This is a genomic window from Marinobacter changyiensis (assembly GCF_009193265.1).
Taxonomy (GTDB): Bacteria; Pseudomonadota; Gammaproteobacteria; order Pseudomonadales; family Oleiphilaceae; genus Marinobacter; species Marinobacter changyiensis.
Map to the genome: position 1 here is coordinate 20557 of NZ_VZZZ01000009.1, position 19143 is coordinate 39699.

17 protein-coding genes are annotated in these 19143 nt (G+C 56.2%); 5 read left to right on the plus strand and 12 right to left on the minus strand.

Annotation, left to right across the window (positions count from 1 at the left end):
• Positions 1–16 precede the first annotated feature (16 nt).
• Entirely contained in the window at positions 17–2002 is a 1986-nt protein-coding gene (locus tag F6Y09_RS19580; protein ID WP_152208643.1) for an SDR family oxidoreductase, read from the plus strand.
• A gap of 202 nt (positions 2003–2204) precedes the next feature.
• Positions 2205–2807 (plus strand): peroxiredoxin, encoded by a 603-nt coding sequence (locus tag F6Y09_RS19585; protein WP_152208644.1) that lies wholly within the window; start codon positions 2205–2207, stop codon positions 2805–2807.
• Between the two features lie 61 nt (positions 2808–2868).
• Here F6Y09_RS19585 and rnt read toward each other — a convergent pair whose 3' ends face one another.
• Positions 2869–3525 carry a ribonuclease T gene (gene rnt / locus F6Y09_RS19590; protein ID WP_152208645.1) on the minus strand — a complete coding sequence of 219 codons (657 nt, stop codon included), beginning with the start codon at positions 3523–3525 and terminating at the stop codon, positions 2869–2871.
• Entirely contained in the window at positions 3526–4587 is a 1062-nt protein-coding gene (gene pyrC / locus F6Y09_RS19595) for a dihydroorotase (RefSeq protein WP_152208646.1), read from the minus strand. It abuts the gene before it with no gap.
• Positions 4588–4806: 219 nt separating this feature from the next.
• On the opposite strand from pyrC, the gene F6Y09_RS19600 reads away from it, so the two are divergent.
• Positions 4807–5715 (plus strand): flagellar protein MotY, encoded by a 909-nt coding sequence (locus F6Y09_RS19600; RefSeq protein ID WP_152208647.1) that lies wholly within the window; start codon positions 4807–4809, stop codon positions 5713–5715.
• 7 nt (positions 5716–5722) lie between these two features.
• Here the strand turns inward: F6Y09_RS19600 and F6Y09_RS19605 are convergent, their stop codons facing one another.
• Entirely contained in the window at positions 5723–6649 is a 927-nt protein-coding gene (locus tag F6Y09_RS19605) for a histone deacetylase family protein (protein ID WP_152208648.1), read from the minus strand.
• A 218-nt stretch (positions 6650–6867) separates the two neighbouring features.
• On the opposite strand from F6Y09_RS19605, the gene F6Y09_RS19610 reads away from it, so the two are divergent.
• Positions 6868–9612, plus strand: coding sequence for a bifunctional acetate--CoA ligase family protein/GNAT family N-acetyltransferase (locus tag F6Y09_RS19610; protein ID WP_152208649.1), 2745 nt, complete (start codon positions 6868–6870; stop codon positions 9610–9612).
• A 27-nt stretch (positions 9613–9639) separates the two neighbouring features.
• On the opposite strand, the gene rdgC is transcribed toward F6Y09_RS19610, so the two are convergent.
• The 8 genes from rdgC to F6Y09_RS19650 form a co-directional block, all read right to left on the minus strand.
• Complete coding sequence (rdgC, locus tag F6Y09_RS19615) at positions 9640–10569, minus strand: recombination-associated protein RdgC (protein ID WP_152208650.1); 930 nt, start codon at positions 10567–10569, stop codon at positions 9640–9642.
• Between the two features lie 54 nt (positions 10570–10623).
• A complete protein-coding gene (locus F6Y09_RS19620) occupies positions 10624–10824 on the minus strand; it encodes a DUF2788 domain-containing protein (protein WP_152208651.1) in 201 nt (66 codons plus the stop codon).
• 27 nt (positions 10825–10851) lie between these two features.
• Positions 10852–11628, minus strand: coding sequence for a peroxide stress protein YaaA (yaaA, locus tag F6Y09_RS19625; protein ID WP_152208652.1), 777 nt, complete (start codon positions 11626–11628; stop codon positions 10852–10854).
• A 62-nt stretch (positions 11629–11690) separates the two neighbouring features.
• Complete coding sequence (locus F6Y09_RS19630) at positions 11691–11927, minus strand: glutaredoxin family protein (protein ID WP_152208653.1); 237 nt, start codon at positions 11925–11927, stop codon at positions 11691–11693.
• Positions 11927–12676, minus strand: coding sequence for a YciK family oxidoreductase (locus F6Y09_RS19635; protein WP_152208654.1), 750 nt, complete (start codon positions 12674–12676; stop codon positions 11927–11929). The genes F6Y09_RS19630 and F6Y09_RS19635 overlap by 1 nt, the downstream gene beginning before the upstream one ends.
• A gap of 113 nt (positions 12677–12789) precedes the next feature.
• Complete coding sequence (locus F6Y09_RS19640; protein WP_152208655.1) at positions 12790–13470, minus strand: HAD-IA family hydrolase; 681 nt, start codon at positions 13468–13470, stop codon at positions 12790–12792.
• Positions 13467–14204 (minus strand): bifunctional 2-polyprenyl-6-hydroxyphenol methylase/3-demethylubiquinol 3-O-methyltransferase UbiG, encoded by a 738-nt coding sequence (gene ubiG, locus F6Y09_RS19645; protein WP_152208656.1) that lies wholly within the window; start codon positions 14202–14204, stop codon positions 13467–13469. The genes F6Y09_RS19640 and ubiG overlap by 4 nt, the downstream gene beginning before the upstream one ends.
• Before the next feature lie 53 nt (positions 14205–14257).
• The gene (locus tag F6Y09_RS19650) at positions 14258–15598 is read right to left on the minus strand and encodes a TRZ/ATZ family hydrolase (RefSeq protein WP_152208657.1); all 1341 of its coding nucleotides are present in this window, start codon (positions 15596–15598) and stop codon (positions 14258–14260) included.
• A gap of 174 nt (positions 15599–15772) precedes the next feature.
• On the opposite strand from F6Y09_RS19650, the gene mtnA reads away from it, so the two are divergent.
• Positions 15773–16846 carry an S-methyl-5-thioribose-1-phosphate isomerase gene (gene mtnA, locus F6Y09_RS19655; protein ID WP_152208658.1) on the plus strand — a complete coding sequence of 358 codons (1074 nt, stop codon included), beginning with the start codon at positions 15773–15775 and terminating at the stop codon, positions 16844–16846.
• Positions 16847–16910: 64 nt separating this feature from the next.
• Here the strand turns inward: mtnA and F6Y09_RS19660 are convergent, their stop codons facing one another.
• The gene (locus tag F6Y09_RS19660; RefSeq protein ID WP_152208659.1) at positions 16911–19085 is read right to left on the minus strand and encodes a carboxy terminal-processing peptidase; all 2175 of its coding nucleotides are present in this window, start codon (positions 19083–19085) and stop codon (positions 16911–16913) included.
• Between the last annotated feature and the right edge of the window lie 58 nt (positions 19086–19143).

The window sequence follows — 19143 nt, forward strand, 5'->3', positions numbered from 1 at the left end:
GCAGGATGAGGTATTCATGAATTACTTTTTAACAGGTGGAACCGGGTTTATCGGTCGTTTTCTGGTAGAAAAGTTGCTGGCCCGGGGTGGCACTGTCCATGTTCTGGTTCGGGAACAGTCCCTCGGCAAGCTGGACAGGCTGCGCGAGCGCTGGGGCGCCACGGATGATCAGGTCAAAGCCGTGATCGGAGATCTGGCGCAACCGAAACTGGGCATCGACGCAAAAACCTTCAAAACGCTGAAAGGCAAAGTCGATCACGTATTCCACCTGGCTGCTGTGTACGACATGGGGGCAGATGAAGAGTCCCAGTCCGTGGTGAATATCGAAGGCACCCGCAACGCCATTGATGCGGCGACCGCCATGGGGGCAGGGTGCTTCCAGCATGTGTCATCCATCGCAGCGGCAGGCCTGTTCAAGGGGACGTTCCGTGAAGACATGTTCGAGGAAGCTGAAGGCCTCGAGCATCCCTATCTGAAAACCAAGCATGAATCGGAAAAAGTAGTACGGGAAGAGTGCAAGATTCCCTATCGCATCTACCGGCCGGGTATGGTGATCGGCCACTCGAAAACCGGTGAGATGGACAAGGTCGACGGACCTTATTACTTCTTCAAGATGATCCAGAAGATCCGCAACGCTCTGCCCCAGTGGGTGCCCACCATCGGCATCGAGGGCGGTCGCCTGAATGTGGTTCCGGTGGATTTCGTCGTTAACGCTATGGACCATATCGCTCACCTCGACGGTGAGGACGGCAACTGTTTCCACCTGGTCGATTCTGATCCCTACAAAGTAGGTGAGATCCTGAATATATTCGCCGAAGCAGGCCATGCACCCCGTATGGCAATGCGTATTGATGCACGGATGTTCGGCTTTATCCCGCCGTTTATCCGGCAAAGCGTGAAAAACCTGCCACCAGTGAAACGCCTCACCAGTGCCATTCTGGATGATCTGGGTATCCCGCCGTCGGTGATGTCGTTCATCAATTACCCCACCCGGTTTGATGCCCGCGAAACCGAGCGGGCCCTGAAGGACACCGGCATCGTTGTTCCGCGGCTTGAGAGTTACGCTCCCGTTATCTGGGATTACTGGGAACGTCATCTGGACCCGGATCTGTTCAAGGACCGTACGTTGCAAGGGGCGGTTGAAGGTCGTGTTTGCGTTGTTACCGGCGCAACCTCGGGTATCGGCCTTGCAACAGCCCACAAACTTGCCGAAGCTGGCGCCATTCTGGTCATCGGTGCCCGTACCAAGGACAAGCTGGACGACGTAGTGGCGGAACTGGAAGCCAAAGGCGGTAATGTTCACGCTTACCAGTGTGATTTTTCGGACATGGAAGACTGTGACCGATTCGTGAAGACTGTTCTGGATAACCACGGCCAGGTCGATGTGCTGGTCAACAACGCCGGTCGCTCCATTCGCCGGTCGCTGGCGTTGTCCTTTGAACGCTTCCACGATTTCGAGCGCACCATGCAGCTGAATTATTTCGGCTCAGTACGCCTGATCATGGGCTTTGCGCCTACCATGCTGGAAAATCGCCGTGGCCATGTGATCAATATATCCTCCATTGGCGTGCTGACCAATGCGCCCCGTTTCTCGGCCTACGTTGCCTCGAAATCGGCGTTGGACGCTTTCAGTCGCTGTGCGGCTTCGGAGTGGTCGGACTACAACGTCAACTTCACGACCATCAATATGCCGCTGGTCAAAACACCGATGATTGCGCCTACCAAAATCTACGATTCGGTTCCGACGCTGTCACCGGAGGAAGCCGCCGACCTGGTTGTTGATGCAATCGTTTACCGGCCTAAACGCGTTGCCACGCGTCTGGGCATTTTCGCCCAGGTACTTCACGCCGTGGCGCCGAAAATGGGTGAAATTCTGATGAATACCGGGTATCGGATGTTCCCGGATACGCCCTCTCTGGGTGGCGTGCGTAAGGGTGAAAAGCCCCGGGTTTCCACAGAACAGGTGGCCTTTGCCGCCATTTTGCGGGGTATCCACTGGTAACTCCTGAAATGCCGGTTGCGGGCGGCAGGCCCTGGTCGCCTGCGGCCTGACATCAGCGTGTCATGAATTTCATTCAAGGTGATGATATCGGGGTTGAAGTTTGTTGGCCGGGCCTCATATATAGAGCCAACACGATTTTTCAGGGCCGGACACTCGTCCGGCTTTGCTTTTAATCCCACCGCTGACACATGGAGATTTCATCATGGGAGTTTTAGTAGGCAAACCCGCACCGGATTTCACCGTTCCCGCCGTAATGGGTGACGGGACAATCGTTGACGAATTCAATCTGTCTGAAGCCATCAATGGCAAACCGGCGATTATTTTCTTCTACCCGCTGGATTTCACGTTCGTATGCCCGTCAGAGCTGATTGCTCTGAACAATCGGATGGACGCTTTTGAAGAGCGTGGCGTTGAAGTAATCAGCGTATCCATTGATTCCCACTTTACTCACAACGCCTGGCGCAACACGCCTGAAGACAAAGGCGGTATTGGTAAAGTGCGTTACACCATGGCGGCTGACATGAACCATGACATCGCCAAAGCATTTGACGTCGAGTCTGCAGGTGGTATGGCGTTCCGCGGTGCTTTCCTGATCGACAAAGAAGGCATTGTCCGTTCACAAATCATCAACGATCTGCCGCTGGGCCGTAATATCGACGAGTTGGTACGTCTGGTAGACGCGCTTCAGTTCCATGAAGAGCATGGCGAAGTTTGTCCTGCCGGTTGGAAGAAGGGTGATAAAGGTATGGACGCGTCTCCTGATGGCGTTGCCAAGTACTTGTCAGAGAATGCTAGCGGTCTGTAAGGCGCTCCGGCAGTATGAAAAACCCCGCTCTGTTAAATGAGCGGGGTTTTTTTTGGCCTGTTTACTCTTCGCTATCATCAATAACCGGGGGCGGAAAACCACCGAGTTCTTTCCAGCGATTGACAATTCCACAGAATAGATCGGCAGTTTTCTCCGCATCGTAGGCGGCGGAGTGGGCTTCCTTGTTATTGAACGGAATGCCGGCAAGCTTGCAGGCCTGAGCCAGAACCGTATGGCCGTAAGCCAGACCCGCCAACGTGGCGGTATCAAAGGTTGAAAATGGATGAAACGGGTTGCGCCGAATATCTGCCCGATTTGCCGCTGCGAACAGGAAGTTGTGATCGAAGGTGGCATTGTGGCCGACCAGAACCGCACGTTTGCAGCCCTGGGCTTTCACCGCCTTGCGGATCGGGCTGAAAATCTCGCTCAAACCTTCCCGCTCTGGCACCGCTTCCCGTTCCAGATCCCAGGGGTCAATGCCGGTAAAATCCAGTGCTGACTGCTCAAGATTGGCGCCCTCAAAGGGGTCGATGTTCTGAACGATGGTCTGCTGGCGGCGTAGCCAGCCATCTTCATCAAGCTCGAGAATAACGGCGGCCACTTCCAGCAGCGCATCGGTACGACAGTTGAATCCACCGGTTTCCACATCTACCACCACCGGGAGGAAGCCCCGGAATCGAGCCGCCATTGGGGACGGCTGCGTTGTTTCGTCAGTCACTCAAACTCCTTGGATAGTTTTGGTCGGGTCGGCTAGGCGCCAGCGAATCGTCTCCCCGGCTCTCAGTGGCACAATGGTGTCATTGCCCAGGGGCAGTTCGTCAGGTACTGACCAGGGCTCTTTCAGCAGTGTAATGGTTTGCTGGTTTCGGGGCAGGCCGTAAAAGTCCGCACCGTTAAAGCTGGCAAAGGCTTCCAGTTTATCCAGCACGCCCAGATCCTCAAAGGTCTCGGCATAAAGCTCAATGGCGCCGAAGGCAGAGTAACAGCCCGCGCAGCCACAAGCTGCTTCTTTACGGCCGCGGCTGTGGGGCGCTGAGTCTGTGCCAAGAAAGAATCGGGTATCGCCGCTTACTATTGCATCCTGAAGCGCCTGCTGATGGCGTTGACGCTTGAGAATCGGCAGGCAATACAAATGTGGCCGAATGCCGCCCATTAACATGTTGTTGCGATTATACATCAGGTGCTGGGGCGTGAGGGTGGCGCCCAGCATGCCTGTGGTGTGCTGACGAATAAAATCAACAGAATCTGCCGTGGTAATGTGTTCAAGCACGACTTTCAAGTCGGGGAACAGCTCAAGGGTCGGCGCCAGTACTTGCTCAAGAAAGACTTTTTCGCGGTCAAAAATATCGATGTCCGAAGCCGTTACTTCGCCATGAACCAGCAGCAACATGCCGCACTTGGCCATGGCCGCCAAAACCTCACTGATACTGCGGATATCCTTCACGCCAGAGGCTGAGTTGGTGGTCGCACCGGCAGGATAAAGTTTGGCTGCCAATATACCCGCCTGGTGGGCTTCACGAATCTGCTGCGGGGTGGTCTGTTCCGTCAGATACAGCGTCATCAGGGGCGTAAAGCCCTGGTGGTCGCCGCGAGCGGCCAATATGCGCTCACGGTAGGCCAGCGCCGCGTCGGCAGTGGTAATCGGGGGCGTCAGATTGGGCATCACAATGGCCCGGCCAAAGCAGCGGGCGGTGGCCGGTACAACGTCTGCCAGCACGTCGCCGTCGCGCAGATGGAGATGCCAGTCGTCGGGAAGGGTAAGGGTCAGGCGCTTGGTCATGCGGCGGCTTCGTCCTGGTCATTGTGGTCAGAATATCAAGAGGGGAGGAGTATACCAGAAGCAGTATTTCATGGGTGATCGGCAGGAGTTAAAGAATACACTCTGTCTGCCGTTAACCCTGTTGCGTATCTGTTTTCTCCAGCGGTTTTGGACGCTGGTTGTCCGGTGCGCAGGTTATCTCGGCACCAGTTGATTTTATGACCAGACGGACGACAGGCCATGATCCATTTATTGCGGGGCAGACTATCAGCGCTAGTGGCGCTGGCGTTGATGGTAGCGCCAGCGTTGGGTGCCCGATACGGTGCGGGCATCGAAAACAGCCAGTGGTATCTGTCGGAGTCGGTTTTCGACTGCACGTTGACCCACGATGTTCCAAGTTACGGCAAGGCTGTGTTCCGGCATCAGGCGGGCAAAGAGCTATCGTTTTATCTTGAGTCCGGTAACCGGTTGATGCGCCCCGGACGGGGCCAATTGATCGTTGAAGCGCCAGCCTGGCGTCCCGGGTCCAACCCGCGCTCAATTGGTCACATCGACGTGGATGAGAGCCACCGGCCGGTCACGCTGGATGCCAGGCAATCGATGCTGATCATTGGGGGGCTGCTTGAGGGGATGGCGCCGACTCTGAGTCGGCAAGCCTGGTACAGCGACGAGAGCATCCGTATCAGTCTCTCCAACATCAACTTTGCGCGCTCTTTCGAGAGCTACCGTAGCTGTGTCGCCAGCCTGTTGCCGGTAAATTACGATCAGATAAAACGCTCGCGGATTCCGTTCACCTCCGGAAGTACGCGGTTGTCGAACGCCGATTACGAGTTGCTGGATTCGATAGTGCTCTATGTACAGGCTGACTCGACGGTAGAACGGGTGTTTGTGGATGGCCATTCCGACAGCATTGGCAGCCGGATCAATAACCGAGCCTTATCCGAGCAGCGTGCCAATATTGTCGCGGAGTATCTGAAAGAGCAGGGCATCCCGGAGGACCGCTTGACGGTTCGCGCCCACGGTGATCAGTTTCCTGCTTCACAGCGAGCGGCGGATAACCGCCGAACCACGATTCGCCTGCAACGTCAGGGCGGGCGGCCTGCATTACAACGCGCCAACAGCACCTACATAGACGATGCCAACGGCTAGGTCGGGTTTATCGAATGGCTGACAGACCCTCCAGGTGTGCGGTAACGCTCTCGGCCAGGGCTTTCAGATGATAGCCACCCTCGAGGGTTGAGATCAGGCGGTCATTGGCTGAATCGTGGGCCACACTGGTGAGCATGTCTGTCAGCCAGCGATAATCCTCTGCTTCAAGGTTGAGCTCTGCCAACGGGTCCAGCCGGTGGGCGTCAAACCCGGCCGACACCAGCACCAGTTGCGGCTTGAAGTCCTGTAACTTGTGCAACCACTGGGCTTCCACAATCTTGCGATAGTCTTTCGCTGAGGTGCCGGCCGTTATCGGGGTATTGACAATGTTTTCGGCCTGCCGGTGAACGTGGGAATGCGGGTAGAACGGGTGCTGGAAACTGGAGCACATCAGAACCCTGTCATCACCCTGAAAAGCGTCTACGGTACCGTTACCCTGGTGTACATCGAAATCAATAACGGCAATCCGTTCCAGATGATGAAAGTTCAGTGCCCGCGCCGCTGCCAGTGCTACATTATTATAGAAGCAAAAGCCCATTGACTTGGTACGTTCGGCGTGGTGCCCAGGGGGCCGGGCGCAAATGAACGCGTTAGTGATCTGGCCACTCATCACCATGTCCACGGCCTGAACGTTTGCCCCGGCTGCCAGTCTGGCGGCTCTCAGGGTGTCGGGCATCATCGCGGTGTCCGGATCGGTAAATACCCGGCCGCGAGTGGGCTGCATCAGGTCAAGCTGATGCAGATAGCGTTCCGGATGGACTGCCAATAACTGATCCCGGGTAATTTCTTCTGGTTTGATCCAGTCCAGCGTCTGCTCCAACTCGGTATCGGCAAGGTAACTGACAATCGCGGCCAGCCTTTGCGGCGATTCCGGGTGCTCGGCTCCCATGGTGTGTTTCAGGCAATCATCGTGTGAAAAAAACGCGGTGGTCATAACGCATCCGATCCTGAACCGGCTCGATAAGTCCGGGTTGCTGTTATTTGATTAAAATTTTATCAGGGATGACGGCATACTGCTGCCTTTCTTTGCTCGAAGTTTGACGATATCCTCGATTGACGTTTTACATGGTCCCCCAAGTGCCTAAGGTGAGGACACGCACCTGCCGCCGGAGCAAAAAACGCCAGCCGTCGCTTTTCACAAGGAGGCCTGATTTGGGTACCCGCTATCTCGAAAGTCTTTTCAACCCGGCATCGATTGTCATCGTCGGGGCCTCCGAACGCGCCGACAATCTGGGTGGCATGGTATTAAGGAACATCATGGGCGGCGGCTATCCCGGCCGCCTGCTGGTGATTAACGAGCATGATTATGAAAATGTTCACGGGGTACCCTGCATACGCCGGATCTCCCAGATGGACTTCAGCCCCAGCCTTGCCATTATCTGCACGCCCCCGGATACCGTCCCGAAACTGATCAGGAAACTTGGTAAAGCCGGTGTCAGAACCGCCATTGTGATGACTGGCGGGATGTCACGGGCCCACAGCAAAACCGGGCAGCCTCTGATGTATTCGGTGCGGGATGCTGCCCGGGAGACGGGCGTCCGTGTGCTGGGGCCGAACACCATCGGTTTGATGGTGCCGGGGCGCAGCCTGAACGCGACTTATGCCCATATGGGGGTTATCCCGGGTAAGGTAGCGTTTATCGGCCAGTCCGGCACAGTTGCGAGTTCACTGATTGACTGGGCCTTTGCCCGGGGGGTGGGGTTTTCCTACTTTCTTACACTGGGTGACGGGATGGACATTGATCATGATGATCTGATTGATTACCTCGCCCAGGACAGCCATACCCGCGCCATCCTTCTGCACATCGAGAATATTCCCAACACACGGCGATTCATGTCGGCGGTGCGTGTGGCTTCCCGAACCAAACCCGTGATTGCGGTGAAAAGCGGACGCGTGCCCGAATCCGAATGGTTTCCTTACGCCCTGCCTGCAGGTATCAGCCGCAGCGACCCGATTTTTGACGCCATGCTGCAACGTGGGGGTGTGTTGCGGGTAGACGGGCTGGACCAGATGTTCGATGCCCTTGAAACACTTACCCGCATGCGGCCTTTGCGCAAGGAGTCTCTCGCCATCATGGCCAACGGCGTTGGGCCGGGCGTGTTGGCGGTTGACAGACTTGCTGCCCTCGGAGGCGAGCTCGCCGAGCTGGCACCCAAAACCATTGATGCCCTGGCGGAACATCTGCCCCCGTACTGGACCCGTAAAAACCCGATCGACCTTAACTACGATGCCTGTCCGGAACTCTACGCCAATGCGATCCGCATACTGGCCCGGGATCCCGGCGTGGCCAATGTACTGGTGCTATACGCCCCAAGCCTGACTGAAGACAGCCTGCAGATTGCCGATTCAGTGGTGCAAGCGGTCAAGGGTACACGGTTGAATGTGTTTACCTGCTGGCTGGGACAAAGCACTGTTATGGATGCCCGGGACGAATTTTACCGGGCGGGGCTGCCGTCTTTTTTCTCGCCGGAAAAAGCCGTGAAGGCGTTCATGCAGCATGTGAATCATCAGCGTGTTCAGCGCCTGCTGAAGGAAACTCCCGAATCGTTCACGGACCATTTTGCCGACCGCACCCACACACGAAAACTGGTACTGAATGCCCTAAGGGCGAAGCGCCTGCATTTAACCAGCGAAGAGGCCCGGGAGGTCATACGCGACTACGGCATCAAAACGGTAGAAACCCAGTACTGTGATGACGTGGAAGGGGTGCTGGAGGTTTTTGCAGTTGAGCGCCGCCCGATCAACATAACCTTGGTCCACGAACTGTCCTGCCACCCTTTTATGGAGCACAAAAAAGGGGGCAGTGGTTACCGCACGACAATCCAGGGCTTAAACAGTGAGAGTGCCATTCTGGATTCCTGCAAGATCCTCATGGATGAATATCGCCACAGCTATCCCGATAGCGGGTTCCTGGGCTTTGCCGTGCAGCACACCTATCAGCATGTAGGTGGCATTGAGTTCAGTGTGGGCATCACCCGGGATGCCACCTTTGGCCCGTTGGTGGTTTGCGGTGCTGCGGGCGCTCACATCAATGTGATCTCGGACCGGCAAATCGCACTGCCGCCGCTCAACATGGTGCTGGCACGGGAGCTTTTGAAACGCACCTACATGTATAAGTTGCTGAAAGAGTTCAGTCTCCGCCCTGAGGAAGACATCCGGGCAATTGGCGAAACGCTGGTTACCCTGTCGCAGATTGTGATTGATATTCCCGAGATCAAAGGCCTCGAAATTCTGCCACTGCTGTTTAATGACGAGGGCGCAGTTGCGGTGGAGGTGGCGATTGACCTCTCGACAAAACCCGGTCGGCCGATTATCCAGCCATACCCGAGGGAGCTTGAAGAGTGGATCGTGCTACCGAAGTCCGGGCGTCGGGTGATCCTCCGGGCTGCGCGGGCAGAAGACGAACCTGCCCACCGGGTGTTCCACGAGTTGCAATCCCCGGAATCGATCCGCTATCGGTTCTTTCAGTACCGCAAGCATTTCTCCCGGGAGGACGTCGCCCAGATGGTGCAGATCGACTATGACCGGGAAATGGTTTTTGTCGCCAATGCCCCCCGCGAAAACGGGGAAGGCGAAGAAACTCTGGGCACCGTGCGGGTCTGGACCGACGCGGACAATTTGCGCTGCGAGTTTGCGGTCATGGTGCATGATAAAATGAAAGGCGAAGGCCTTGGCATGACACTGATGCAGAAGATGATCGATTACTGCCGTTCACGGGGCACCGTGGAAATGGTTGGTAACGTACTGCACGACAACCGGCCGATGCTGAAGCTGGCGGAGCGGTTGGGTTTTGAGGTGACGTTTAACCGGGAGGAGGAGGTGATGGATCTCCGGCTCGTGCTGAACGAACCGGAGAAAGCCTGGCAGCGGGAGCGGCTCAAGTTTGTGCCCGATTAACGCGGTCGGGCACTGTAAACGGCTGGCTCAGGCCGCGTCGACAATCGCTGAGCGATCCTCGCCACCGAGTGCCTCCAGCAACCCCGGAATCAGCTGCGCCAATTCCAGGGTCATCAACGAGAAGGCTGCGTCGAAGCGGGCGGCTGCATCGTCAGTGTCCACATCGTCCATCTTTTCCTGGAGGGTTTCGCCGAATTTCAGCCGGCGAATACCCAGCTCTTCATCAAGCACGAACGAGACATTATCGTCCCAGGTCACGCTGAGCTTGGTCACCTGCATGCCAGCGTTCAGGTGGTTGCGAATTTCATCTCCCTGCAGGTCCAGGCCCTTGCAGCGAACAACACCACCATCTTCGCTGGTGTCCTTGAGCTCGCACTCGTCACCCAGGGTCAGCGTTGAGGGCAGGTCAATGGTTTCATTCAGCCAACCGGTAAAGGTAAAAGTCGGGGCCTGCTCGACTACTGGCGGCCTTACTGGCAGCGAGCCAAGGCTTTTGCGCAGTGTTGACGCCAGATCTTCCGCCTGCTTGGCCGAACCCGCATCCACCACCAGCACCCCGTCCTGAGGCGCAAGATACGCATAACTGCGGCGATTCTTGGAGAAGGCCTGAGGCAGCATCTCAAGTAGAACCTGCTCTTTGATTTCATCCTTCTCTTTCTTGCGAACCTTGCGGGCCTGTTCGATTTCAATAGCTTCAACACGCTCAGTCACCAGTTCCTTGACCACGGCGCCTGGCAGCAATTTCTCTTCCTTGCGCAGGGTGATCAAGTGGTAGCCATTAGCACTGTGGACCAATTGTTCACCATGCTTTCCGAGCGGTGGCACCCAGCCATGCCGGGCGGTTTCCTGAGGGCCGCACGGCTTGAAGGTGTCTTCCTGGAGCTTTTCTTCCAGTACTTCAGCGGTGATCTCAAAAGGTTTGGTAAAACGAAAAACGCGGGCATTGCGAAACCACATGGGCGGTCGGTCCTTGTTATAGATCGGTTCAGGAAAAAGAGTTTGAGGTGCCGGCTAAAGTTGCATGACTTCGACCATCACAGTTTTAACAATGAACCCGAAAACGCCAGCACCCAGTACGATAAAAAGGGTGAAAGTGCCAAAGCGGCCAGCTTCGGACTTTTTGGCCAGGTCCCAGACAATAAATCCCATAAAGACGATCAAGGCGGTAAGCGATACAGCCATCGCTATCTGGGAGAAAACGGCTTCGTTCATTCGGTTACTCCATCAAATATCCACTTTTCAGTTTGTCTGTTCATCTCTCAGGAATACCCAGGTGTCGCCATTGGATTGCTCGTCACTGAAGCGGTAGCCCTCAAGGTTAAAGCCTTTCAGGTCCCCGACCTGGGTGATCCGGTTCTGGATGGCATAGCGGCACATCAGACCGCGGGCTTTCTTGGCATAGAAACTGATCATCTTGTACTGCCCGTTTTTCCAGTCCTTGAACTGAGGAGTTACGATGCGCCCTTCCAGGGCCTTGGGCTGAATACTTTTGAAATACTCATTGGACGCCAGGTTAACCAGGACGCCGTCGTCATTGGCCAACTCATCGTTCAGGGTATCGGTTAATGTCTGCCCCCAAAAGGCGTAGAGATCCTTACCCCGACTGTTTTCGAATCGGGTGCCCATCTCCAGTCGGTAAGGCTGCATCAAATCCAGTGGGCGAAGTACACCGTAAAGGCCGGACAGAATCCGCAAGTGGCTCTGGGCGAAAGTGAAGTCCCCGGGCTGGAAGCTCTCTGCATCCAGACCTGTGTAAACGTCGCCTTTGAACGCCAACACCGCCTGGCGAGCATTGTCCGGGGTAAACGGCGTGTGCCAACTTCTGAAGCGGTCGGCGTTCAGCAGGCCGAGTTTTTCGCTGATGCTCATCAGGTTACTGACTTGATGGGGCTCAAGCTTTTTAAGCTGGTCGATCAGTTCGCAGGCATCATCCAGAAACATCGGTTGGGTGCGTTCCTCCGTAGCTAACGGGCTTTCGTAGTCCAGTTTTTTTGAAGGGGAAATTACCATCAGCATGTCAGGTGAACCTCGTGGAATTATGGATGCGCCCAGGTTTTACGGGTCAGTGATCAGCCGTATCAGGGCGCCAGGAAGGCCAGCAGCCTGGCCTGGTCGAAAGGCCAATCGAGCTCGGCGCCGGTATCTTCCCGTCTCAGCACGGGTATACGGGTACCGTACTCTGCTACCAGGGCCTCTGATTGCGCGATATCAATGGCCTCAACCGGCATCGGTTCCGGCCATGGCGTTTGTATGAGCAAGGCTTCTGCCCGTTCGCAAAGCTGACAGTGGGACGTAGTGAAGAACCTCAGCTGCATTATTTTTTCTGCGCGTCAATTTGCTGCCCGGTAATACCTTTACTGTCCGGACCCATCAAATAGAGATAGCTGGACATCAGCTCTTCGGGAGTCGGATTGGTCGCCGGGTTCTCTGCCGGGTAGGCATGGGCACGCATATTGGTGCGGGTTGCACCGGGATTCAAACTGTTTACGCGAATGTTATGGCGCTCATCATCGAGCTCATCCGCCATCAGCTGGCTGAGACCCTCAAGGGCAAATTTGGATACCGAGTAGGCGCCCCAGTAAGCTTTCGCCTTCCGTCCCACGCTGGAGGAGGTGAATATGACCGACGCGTCAGAGGATTTGCGGAGCAAAGGAATCACCGCCCGGCTGAGCAGAAACGGTGCCGTCGCATTTACCTGCATCACTCGATTCCAGGTTTCCGGATCGTACTGTTCAACCGGTGTGCGCTGCCCCAGAATTGCGGCGTTGTGCAACAGACCATCAAGCTGACCAAAGTTGTCCTCAATGGTCATTGCCATCTCTTCATAATCTTTGACTGCCGCACCTTCAAGATTGAGCGGCACGATCGCCGGTTTAGGGTGGCCGGCGGCCTCAATCTCATCGTAGACGGATTCGAGCTTGGAGATGGTGCGGCCCAGAAGAATAACGGTGGCGCCGTAAGCTGCGTACGTTTTCGCGGCCGTGCGTCCGATACCGCTGCCGGCGCCGGTCACCATGATGATCCGGTCCTTCAGCAGGGCGTCCGGGGCTTTATAGTCGTGCATGGGAATCGTCTCCGGGTGACGTCGGTAACATGTTAATCAGAGGACCTATTGTAACGGCTGCGGCAATCAGAATCAGGCCTGATTTAACAATGGATCGACACTGCAGGCCAAATTTATTGCTGCGAGGCCTGCAGCCGCTCCAGCAGCAGGGCCAGCTCATCTACAGAATCGACCATGTAATCAGCGTTCCAGCCGCCGACCTGATCGGGCTCATCGATGTAGCCGTAACGGGCGGCAATGGTGGTCATACCGGCACTGCGGCCAGCTTCAATGTCCCGCTGGTGATCTCCCACGTAAATGCCCGGGCCGGATTCCGCTGCGAGTTGTTGACGGGCCAGATAAAGTGACTCCGGGTGGGGTTTGCGCTGGGTAACGTGGTCGGGGCACACCACCGCAGAGCAGCGCTTATCCAGCCCCAGGGCGGCCAGCAATGGCGTGGTGAAACGTACGGGTTTATTGGTGACAATGCCCCAGGGGACCCGGGATCGCTCGAGCCATAACAACAAGTTATCCATGCCCGGGAACAGCCGCGTTTCCTGGGCAACGGTGGCCTCGTACAGATCCAGAAACGCGGTATGCTTCGGCAGGTAATCGGTGTGGTCCGGGGTAAGCCCGAAGCCGGTTTCGATCATCGCTCGGGCACCGTTCGAGACCGAAGGTCTTATCGTCTCCGGCGGTAATGCCGGCAGGCTATGGCGTTCTCTGAGCTGGTTAACGCAACGGATGAAATCCGGCGCGGTGTCCAGCAAGGTGCCATCAAGATCAAACAGAACCACGGCGAGCGTCTGTCTCACTGGGTATTGCTCTCGTCCAGATTCCCACGATCAAGAGTCGCGTGCATCATGTAATTTACATCCACGTCACGACCGAGCCGGTAGATCCTGGTGATCGGATTGTAGGTCATGCCGGTGAGTTCCTGCACATCCAGGCTGGCGCTGCGGAGATGGTCAGCCATTTCTGACGGACGGATGAACTTTTTCCATTCATGAGTGCCTTTGGGCAACAAGCGCAAGACATACTCGGCTCCCACAATCGCAAACAGAAAGGATTTGGGGTTGCGATTGATGGTAGACACAAAGAGCGAGCCGCCTGGTTTGAGCATTTTAGCGCAAGTGCGAATCACCGATGCCGGGTCCGGAACGTGTTCGAGCATCTCGAGACAGGTTACGACGTCGTATTGGCCTGCCTGGCCGGACTCCTCCAACAACGCTTCAACTGTGATCTGGCGGTAGTCGACTTTGATTCCGGATTCGAGCCCATGGAGCCTGGCAACCGCAAGCGGCGCTTCACCCATATCAATGCCGGTGACATGAGCGCCGCGAGAGGCCATCGCTTCTGATAACAGGCCGCCGCCACACCCCACATCAAGCACTTTTTTGCCAGCCAGGGGCACGCGCTCGTCAATGTAATTCAGCCTGAGCGGGTTGATGTCGTGCAACGGCTTGAACTCGCTACCCGGATCCCACCACCGGCTGGCGAGCGCCTCAAACTTGGCAATTTCATTTCGGTCTACGTTGTGATTGCTCATGGTGCTTATTCCGCCTGGGAAGTCTGATTCAAGAGAGTGTACGGTACCGGGGCTCAGTCGGACGAGCCTGCGCGAATTCGATTGGCCCAAGATGCCACCCTGAGCATCAGATCCGGTACATCAACCCGCGTCAGACGGCCATCCTGTAATTGTGGCACGCCGCCAATCCAGCTGTGGCTGACATCACGACCGCGATCGGAATAGACCAGGTGCGAAGCGGGATTATAGATCGGCTGGGAAAAAGGATCACTCAGGTCGATCGCGATAATATCCGCCAGCTTGCCTGCCTCCAGCGTGCCCAGTTCATGATCTCGGCCCAGTGCCTTGGCACCGTGGAGCGTCGCCATGGCGAGGGCCTGGTGGGCGGAGAGGGCGGTGGCATCCTGAGAGACTGCCTTGGCGATCAGGGCGGCGGTATTGAGTTCGCCAAACAGGTTGAGGTCATTGTTGCTGGCGGCCCCGTCGGTGCCGATTGCAACATTGACGCCCGCCTGCTGCATCCTGTGAACCGGGCAGAACCCACTGGCCAGCTTGAGATTGGACTCCGGACAATGAATCACATGGGCGCCGGAATCCACCAGGCAAGAGAGGTCGGTATCATCCATCTGGGTCATGTGGACACATTGGGTTCGGGGTGTGAGCAGCCCCAGCTCCATCATCCGGCTGGTGGGACGCTTGCCGGTTTTCTCGATGGCATCGGCGACCTCGGATGCGGTCTCGTGCAGGTGCAGCTGGATTCGCGCATTTTTGTCGCTGGCCAGCTGAATGGCGCGCTGCAGAGGTCGGTCAGACACCGTGTAGGGCGCGTGAGGGCCAATTGCAGGCATGATGTAGGGGTCGTCTGACCACTGGTCTATCAGGTTGGCACCTTTTGCCAGGTACTCGTCCGGCCCTGCGCCCCACACGGTTGGGAAGTCCAGCAAAGGAAAGCAGATTTGGGCCCGGATACCCGTGTCATAAGCCGTTTCCGCGACAATTTCCGGGAAAAAATACATATCGGAAAAGCAGGTCGTACCGGTGCGTAACATTTCAGCGATCGCCAGCCGGGACCCGTCAGCAACGAAGCTGGCATCTACGAATTTGCCCTCTGCAGGCCAGATGTAATCATTAAGCCAGGTCATCAAGGGTAAGTCGTCAGCCAGACCGCGAAACAGTGACATGGCTGCGTGACCATGCATATTAATCAATCCCGGCATCAACACATGAGTGGGCAAATCAATGGTTTCGCGGGCGTGGTAGCGATGATCTGCGTCCTGCTGGGGGACCATACCGGCAATCCGGTCGCCCTGAATCAATATTGCATAGTGATCAAGGATCACCCCGGCGGGCTCGATGGGAATTACCCAGCGGGCATTGATTCGGGTATCTACCGCGATGATGGTTTCAGCAGTCATGCAATCAGCCTTCTGGCCCGTTTAAAAGATCGCAAAGTATAACGATCCGCCCTCCCAGCGACCACCCTTGACGTTGCCCGTCTGCGTTGAACGGTAGTTTCCACGATTGCTCCGGGAAGGCCCAAAGCCGGTATACTGGCGACGGTTTTTGTTACCCCGCTACGGAGTGTATGCATGTCGGATTTATCTGCCCCAAACCCTGTGGATCGAGCTCTTGGTACCGTGGCCATGCGCTGGCACGGTGACAGCCTTGAGCTGTTGGACCAGCGTTTGCTTCCGGTAGAGGAAGTCTGGTTGCCCCATACCAGGGCCACCGAAGTAGCAACCAGTATTCGGGATATGGTGGTGCGGGGGGCGCCTGCAATCGGCATCAGCGCAGCCTATGGCGTCGTGCTGGCAGCAAAACGGGCGACTGAAAATGGCTGGAAGCAAACGATCGAAGCGGACATGCAGGTGCTGGCGGAGTCTCGCCCCACGGCGATTAATCTGTTCTGGGCACTCGACAGGATGCGCGTGGTGCTAGCGACCTGCGATACCCGGCACCAGGCTCTCAGGCGTCTGGCTGAGGCGGCTATCGGTATCCATAAGGATGATCTGGCGGCGAATCTGGCAATGGCCGATCACGCCCTGGCCGTTATGGATGACAGGGCCCCATTTTCGGTATTGACCCATTGCAATACCGGTGCTCTGGCCACCGGTGGCTACGGTACGGCACTGGGTGTCATACGGCGCCTGCACGAAGAGAGAATGCTTAAACGAGTGTACGCTGATGAAACCCGTCCCTGGTTACAGGGCAGCCGGCTGACGGCCTGGGAGCTGGCAAGAGACGGCATTCCGGTAACGCTCAATGCTGACGGGGCGGCAGCGGTGATTCTCAGTCAGGGTGATGTCAAATGGGTGGTCGTGGGCGCGGACCGGATCACCGCCAATGGGGATGTCGCCAATAAAATCGGCACTTACAGCCTGGCGGTGCTGGCTCGTCATCACAACGTCAGGTTTATGGTGGTGGCGCCCGCCAGTACGGTGGATATGAGCCTGGAGTCAGGTCAGGAGATACCGATAGAGCAGCGTGATGGCCGGGAGATTTGCGAGATAAAGGGCGTTCAGATTGCGCCTGACGGTATTGATGTTTTCAATCCGGTGTTTGACGTTACCCCCGCCAGCCTGATTGATGCGATCGTTACAGAGCGCGGCGTGATTCATGACCCGGATATCACGGGTATGAGGGCGCTGTTCAGTAAAGGCTGACCAGGGGATTTCTGTCGGGGTCGCCAGCAGGCTTTTGAGGGCCTGCCTGGCGATTCTTTGATGGTTACTGGCCGGTTTCTGCCGTAATGAGTTTGGGATCGATGATGGATGCCATACGGCGGTCAAGTTCCAACAAGTCCGCCATGATATGACCACCTTCACGAACAATGAAATCGAGCCTCTCATCATTGCCTTCAGGATCAGCAGCTTGCTGGTCCTGCCAGTCTTCCAGCTCCTTGAGGGTGCTGAAAGGGGCTTGATCTTTCAGCTGGCGACGGGTGTTGGCGATCGTAAGTTGCCGATCCTCAAGGGTTTCCTGGTAGGTTTTGCGGGATTTCTCGTTAAGGCTTACGGACGTAATCTCGCGCTGTTCCTTGAGCAGGTCAATTTCCTGCTGGAGCAGCCGAAATTCCGGACTCTTGGCAAAGCGGTCATCGTGATTTTCCCGCAACTGATCAATAATGCTGCTGAAATCGTAGTAACGAGTGTGGGGTACCGCTTCAATCTGATCCCAGGGTAGGGCGCGGTCCAGGGCATCTTCGCCGATGCGGGTTTTATCAATCCGGCTCGGAATGTGAATGTCGGGCACCACACCTTTGTGCTGGGTAGAGCCCCCTGAAACCCGATAGAATTTGGATTGTGTAATCTTCAGCTGGCCATGATTCAGCGGTCTGACCGCCTGCACAGTGCCCTTGCCAAAGGTCTGGGAACCCACCACCAGGCCCCGGCCATAATCCTGAATTGCGCCAGCAAAAATTTCAGATGCTGAAGCGCTCATGCGGTTTACCAGCACTACCAGAGGGCCGTCGTAGACCACAGAGGGGTCCTGATCGGTGAGAACCTGGACGTCGTTGTCTGCGTTGCGGATCTGCACGGTGGGCCCTTCGTCTATAAACAGTCCTACCAGGTCATTGGCCTCGTGCAGGGCACCGCCGCCGTTGTTTCGCAGATCTATCACTACGCCGTCGACATCATCGCCCTTCAGATCCTCAATCAGCCGACGTACGTCCCGTGTCGTGCTTTTGTAATTGGGATCCCCCGCTTGCATGGCTTTGAAGTCGGCGTAGAAGGTCGGAATATTGATAACGCCGATACGGTAGCTGCTACCGGCCCGTTCCAGATCAATAACGTCACTGCTGGCGCTCTGTTCTTCAAGCTTGACCTTGTCGCGGGTGATATCGATTGAACGGGTCAGGGTTTCGTCAGAAGCACTGGCTGGAATCACCTCTAGAGTAACTGTTGACTCTCTCGGGCCCCTGATCAGGTCGACAACCTCATCCAGTCGCCAACCGATGACGTTTACTGGCTTGTCTTCATCTTCCTGGGTTACCGAAACAATGCGGTCTGCGGGCTTGAGCTGACCTTGCTTGGCCGCCGGGCCACCCGGTACCAGTCGAACCACCTTGGTGTATTCATTATCGGCTTGCAGCACTGCCCCGATACCTTCAAGTGATAGGCTCATATTGATATTGAAGTTTTCAGAGGTGCGGGGGGAGAAGTACGAAGTATGGGGGTCCCAGATTCCCGTGAAGGCATTCATGTAGGCCTGGAAAGCATCTTCGCTGCGCATCTGGACGGCGCGCTTACGCTGGCTCTCATAGCGGCGGGTGAGGGCCTCTTCGATAGTGTCGTTATCGCTGCCGTTCAGTCGTTGGGCAAGCACCGCATTCTTGATTCTCTTGACCCAAAGCGCGTCGAGGGCATCGCGGTTTTCTTCCCAGGCCGCTTCCGACCGGTCCAGTGTCAGTTGGTCGTCGTTTTCAAATGTGAATTGATCAATGCCGTCGTCAAGCAACCCCAGTGCGAAATCCAGGCGTTCGATAATGCGTTGCTGGACCGTATTGTAAATGTCGAATCCGGGCTGCAGGCGGCCGGTTTTGAGTGCTGAGCCAAGATTCGCCCGAACCGATTTGAAACGGTTAATATCCTGCTGGGTCAAGTAGATTTTCTGCCCGTCCAGGTATTCCAGATACGCGTCGAAGACCTCGCCAGACAAAGTGTCGTCAATTTTCTGGTCTCGGAAATGGGTGAACTGCAGCTGACGGGAAATCAGGATATTGGCCCTTGCCTGGTCTACCGTTGGCGCGACTGGCTCAAAGTCCGAATCATACTTGACATTAGCAGACAAAAGCGCAGGCGTGATCAGGAAGCCGAATGCCAACGCCAGAGAGCCCTGTTTAAGCCTGCTCGCCAGCAATGAGGCTGCCCGAGGCGAGGAAGTGCATTTCGCGTTGGTCATAATCGTGCGTACCCGATGTTGGATGTAAGGTCATGGCGCATTGCCTGCTTTGTATACG